This is a genomic window from Nocardia sp. NPDC058497 (genome assembly GCF_042720195.1).
In the GTDB taxonomy this organism is placed as follows: Bacteria; Actinomycetota; Actinomycetes; order Mycobacteriales; family Mycobacteriaceae; genus Nocardia.
The window spans coordinates 1-4,121 of sequence record NZ_JBHXMY010000525.1; the positions used below are offsets into that span (position 1 = coordinate 1).

Consider the following 4,121-nt stretch of genomic DNA (forward strand, 5'->3'; position numbering starts at 1 on the left):
TTGCCGTCGCCCGGCTTGCCCGGGTCCGGCTTACCCGGGTCCGGCTTACCCGGGTCCGGCTTACCCGGGTCCGGCTTACCCGGGTCCGGCTTACCCGGGTCCGGCTTACCCGGCGCCGGCTGCGGCGCGGGCACCGGGACGGGCTTCGGAACCGGCGCTGGAGCCGTGATCACCGCGCGAATGAACTCGAGCCGTTGCAGATCCTGAGGGAAAATACTGAATCGTCCGATGTCGTTCTGCCCGAACAGATCACAGTTCGAAGGCATGCTGTCCCGGAACGATGTTCCGTTCACCAGAGTGACATTGAGTGACGCCACGCCATTCTGGACGAACTTGTCGTCGGAGCTGAGAACATCGATGCTCTGCACCTTTTCGAGCAGCAGCTCCTGGCCGCTGACCAACGGTATCGATACGCCTGCAATGCTGCAGTACCGAACGGAGTCGGGCTGGACTGACGTTGTTGCGCCGTTGCGATTGATGAATTTTGCGGCGGCACCGGTCGAGGGTTGGATCGGCTGGGCGAATGCGTTGCCGATGCCGGACGCAGTAAGGACCGCGGCGATACCGGTGGCACAGACCACGCGGCGAATTGTCTTGATTCTGAACTTGGTCATGGGGGGTTCCTTTCTTCGATGCCTCTATCGGCATGTCGAAAAAGGTCCCAAGCTCCGCTAATCGACCCCTTACCGCTGACCAACGAGTTTGTGCAGTCGAGGCGACACGTCCGGAAGTCCAGCCGCCGCGAGCCACGCCGCCCGGAGTAACCTCCGATACACCGCCGGGCGAAGCTCAGCGGGGCGAACCTCACCGACGCGGATCTCAGCGGCGCGAACCTCAAACGGTGACCTTGGTCACTCATCCGGTTTCCTGACCAGCCCCGAGCTCGATCAGCCTGTTCATGGCGGCCTCCGCCTCGCCGGGGACCGAAGGCTCCAACATCCGAGCAGCTGCGCTGCTGTCATAGCAGAATTTGCACCCGGCAACTGCGGGCGGAGGTGGCGGTCTCGAACTGCGCCCGTGCCGTGAGCTTCTCGGCCTGGCCGGATCTCCTCCCAGCGGGACAGGATCGACATATCGCCTGACGCCGGCCTGGTCATGCCGGAGCCCAGCCGCCGATCAGCCGTCGCCGCTGCGGCGAGCCGAGGGCTCACCAGGTATCTGACAAGTGGTATTGTCAGATACCTAGCTATTCGGATGCGCGGGAGACCGCGCCGGCGACCGGAGGAACGATGACATCCGCACGCAACCCGAGCGCCGGACGCCGCTACTCCGGCTTGGCCGCCGAGGAGCGCACTCGGGTCCGCCGCGAAGCGCTGCTGGAAGCCGCGCTCGACCTGTTCGGCACAGCCGGGTTCGCGGCGACCTCGGTCAAGCAGATCTGTGGCGCGGCCGCGCTGACCGAACGATACTTCTATGAGTCGTTTCGTGACCGCCAGGCATCGTTGGCTCAGGTCTACACGATGCTCGTTGACGAGTTGCGTGATGCTACCGAGACTGCGATAGCGGCGGCAGGCAGCGAAACGGCGGTGGTCGTGCGCGAGGGCTTGGCTGCGTTCATCGGATACCTGACCGAGGACCCGCGTCGCGCACGCGTCATCCTCATCGAGGTGGTCGGCGTCTCGCCCGAGCTCGAGGAATTGCGGCACGGAGTGCTGCGGGCGTTCGGTGAAGTGATCGGCTCGGTGTGGTCGACGGAGTCCGGTATCGATCCCGATGACGAGCGGACCCGGTTGACCGCGATCGCGCTGTCCGGAGCCGTGAACAACCTGCTCGTTGACTGGATGATGACTGGTCAGCGGCAGTCGGTGGAAGTTCTGGTCGAGGTGTGCGCGACGCTTTTCCTCGCCGCGGCCGGTGCCCTCGGTCGCGCGGAGTAGCCGCCGGTTTTTTGCCATGGAGCATTGCCTTGCCCGCTGCGATTATGCGAGACTGGATCACATCAGACATGAATGCATGTCAAATGTTGACCCTAGTAAGGAGGGCTTGTGGGCTCGACGAAGAGATTCGATGGTCGCGTGATCGCGGTGACCGGTGCGGCCAGGGGTATCGGTCTGGCGATCGCCAGGCAACTTGCCGAGGCGGGTGCGCGTGTCGCCATCGGCGACCTGGACGCCGGTCAGGCGGCAGCGGCGGCAGCGACCCTGCCGGGTACCGCCGCCGGATTCGCGCTCGACGTCACCGTCGAGTCCTCGTTCACCAGCTTCCTCGACGCGGTCGAGGCGAAGTGGGGACCGGTCGATGTGCTGGTCAACAACGCGGGCGTGATGTGGGTCGGCCGGTTCGACGAGGAGACCGAGCAGGCCACCCGCCGCCAGCTCGAGGTCAACCTGCACGGCGTCATCCGCGGTGTTCGCCTCGCCGCGCCGCGGATGCGCACCCGCGGCCGCGGCCACATCGTGACCGTCGCCTCCGCCGCCTCCAAGCTCGCCCCTCCCGGGGAGGCGACGTACGCGGCCACCAAGCACGGTGTCTTCGGATACCTGAGCGCGGTGCGTGAGGAGCTGCGCGGCAGCGGTGTCAAGCTGTCGGTCGTGATGCCGACCGTCGTGGATACCCCGCTCGCGGCAGGCACCTCGACGGGGTCGGTCGACATGCTGACCCCGGAGGATGTGGCATCGGCAGTGGTCGGCGCGATCGCCAAGCCCCGATTCGAGGTCACCGTTCCGGGTTACGTCGGGCCTCTCGCTCGCGCGGTGTCGGTACTGCCCGATGCGCTGCGTGTGCTGGTGTACCGGCAGATGGTGCCGAACCAGGTCGTCGAGGCGAACCAGGATTCGCGCGCGAGCTACGAAAAAGACGCGCTCACCACCAACAACAACAACAACTCAGGAGCCACCTCGTGACCACCGAAGCCAACGGTCGCCGGCCGGTCGATCAGTCCACCGAGCTGGTGCGCCCGATTCCCGAATTCGACGGCGTGCACGACATCTGGCCGCGCGGCAAGCGGCTGGAAGCGGTGCGTGACGCGGCGACCCGCTACCGCGAGCGTTTCCTGGCACAGGGCCAGGTCAAGGCGATCAAGAGCTTCGACATCGCCGCCGCGCCCTACCCCGCGCGCTTCGCCTTCCAGGGGTACTCGGTGAACATCAACCCGATGATCACGATCATCAACCGGATGTTCGTCATCCAGTTCGAAGGCTTCGACGGCAAGCTCAAGACCCTGGTCTGGGAGCCCACCGTCGCCGCGGGTTCCGCGGAGGCGCCGTTCTACCACTCGCTCCAGGAGTTCTCGCAGAAGCTCAAGGCCGAGAAGCTCTTCGTCAAGTACTACAACGATCCCGACACGGTGCTGCCCCGGCTCGGACTGCGCAACGAGGACGTCGACTACATCAGTTTCGACCACCTCCATGTCCAGGACGTCCGGATGATCATGGGCAGCGACGAGGTCATCGAAGGCGAGACCGAGCCCCGCGAGCCACTGTTCCCGAACGCGAAGCTGCTGGTACACCGCAGGGAGCTGGGCACGTTCGAGTCCATGCACCCGATGCAGTGGGCCTGGTACGTGGACGGCGGCATGAACGGGGTGCCGCAGGATCGGCTCGAGATCTTCGACGGCGATGTCGAACTCGGTGTCGGTGTCAGCCTCCTGTGGACGCCGGGGCACACCGACGGCAACCACTCCCTGGTGGTCAACACACCCGACGGCGTGTGGGTCTCCTCGGAGAACGGCATGGCCGCCGACAGCTGGCAGCCCGAGTTGTCGAAGATCCCGGGTGTCAAGCAGCAGGCCTCGTTCTACGGCCGCGAGGTCGTGCTCAACGGCAACACCCTCGAGGACTCGCTCGACCAGTACGACTCGATGGTCAAGGAGAAGACGATGGCGTCGCGGTCCCCGCGTGACTCGCGGTGGCTGCAGATCATCCCGTCCTCGGAGTGCGCGCCGTGGAAGCGGCAGTGGCCGGTGGTGCCGACCCACAGCCACGGCGGACTCGACTACGGCACAATCGTCGTCCCCGAGCGCGCGTCGCGCTGAGTGGTGACCTAGATCCGCCGCGTGGCTGATACTTTCGCGGGCGGCGAAAACAAACGGGGGGGGGGGGGGGGGGGGGTTTTATAGGGGGGGTGGAGTGGGGATTTATAAAAAGGAGCAGAGGAGGGCAGAAGAGGGTGTGGTATAGGGG

Annotated in this window: 5 protein-coding genes; all 5 read left to right on the plus strand. The window is 65.5% G+C overall.

Annotation, left to right across the window (positions count from 1 at the left end):
* Window positions 1–311 (plus strand): pentapeptide repeat-containing protein (locus tag ACFWPJ_RS26390; protein WP_378855208.1); only part of this gene is annotated, 311 nt, incomplete at its 5' end.
* A 459-nt stretch (window positions 312–770) separates the two neighbouring features.
* Window positions 771–845: a pentapeptide repeat-containing protein gene (locus ACFWPJ_RS26395; RefSeq protein ID WP_378855216.1), complete on the plus strand. Its 75-nt coding sequence runs from the start codon at window positions 771–773 to the stop codon at window positions 843–845.
* A 384-nt stretch (window positions 846–1,229) separates the two neighbouring features.
* Complete coding sequence (locus ACFWPJ_RS26400) at window positions 1,230–1,877, plus strand: TetR/AcrR family transcriptional regulator (RefSeq protein ID WP_378855210.1); 648 nt, start codon at window positions 1,230–1,232, stop codon at window positions 1,875–1,877.
* A 108-nt stretch (window positions 1,878–1,985) separates the two neighbouring features.
* Window positions 1,986–2,843: an SDR family oxidoreductase gene (locus ACFWPJ_RS26405; RefSeq protein ID WP_378855212.1), complete on the plus strand. Its 858-nt coding sequence runs from the start codon at window positions 1,986–1,988 to the stop codon at window positions 2,841–2,843.
* A complete protein-coding gene (locus tag ACFWPJ_RS26410) occupies window positions 2,840–3,973 on the plus strand; it encodes a hypothetical protein (RefSeq protein ID WP_378855214.1) in 1,134 nt (377 codons plus the stop codon). The genes ACFWPJ_RS26405 and ACFWPJ_RS26410 overlap by 4 nt, the downstream gene beginning before the upstream one ends.
* The last annotated feature ends 148 nt before the right edge of the window (window positions 3,974–4,121 follow it).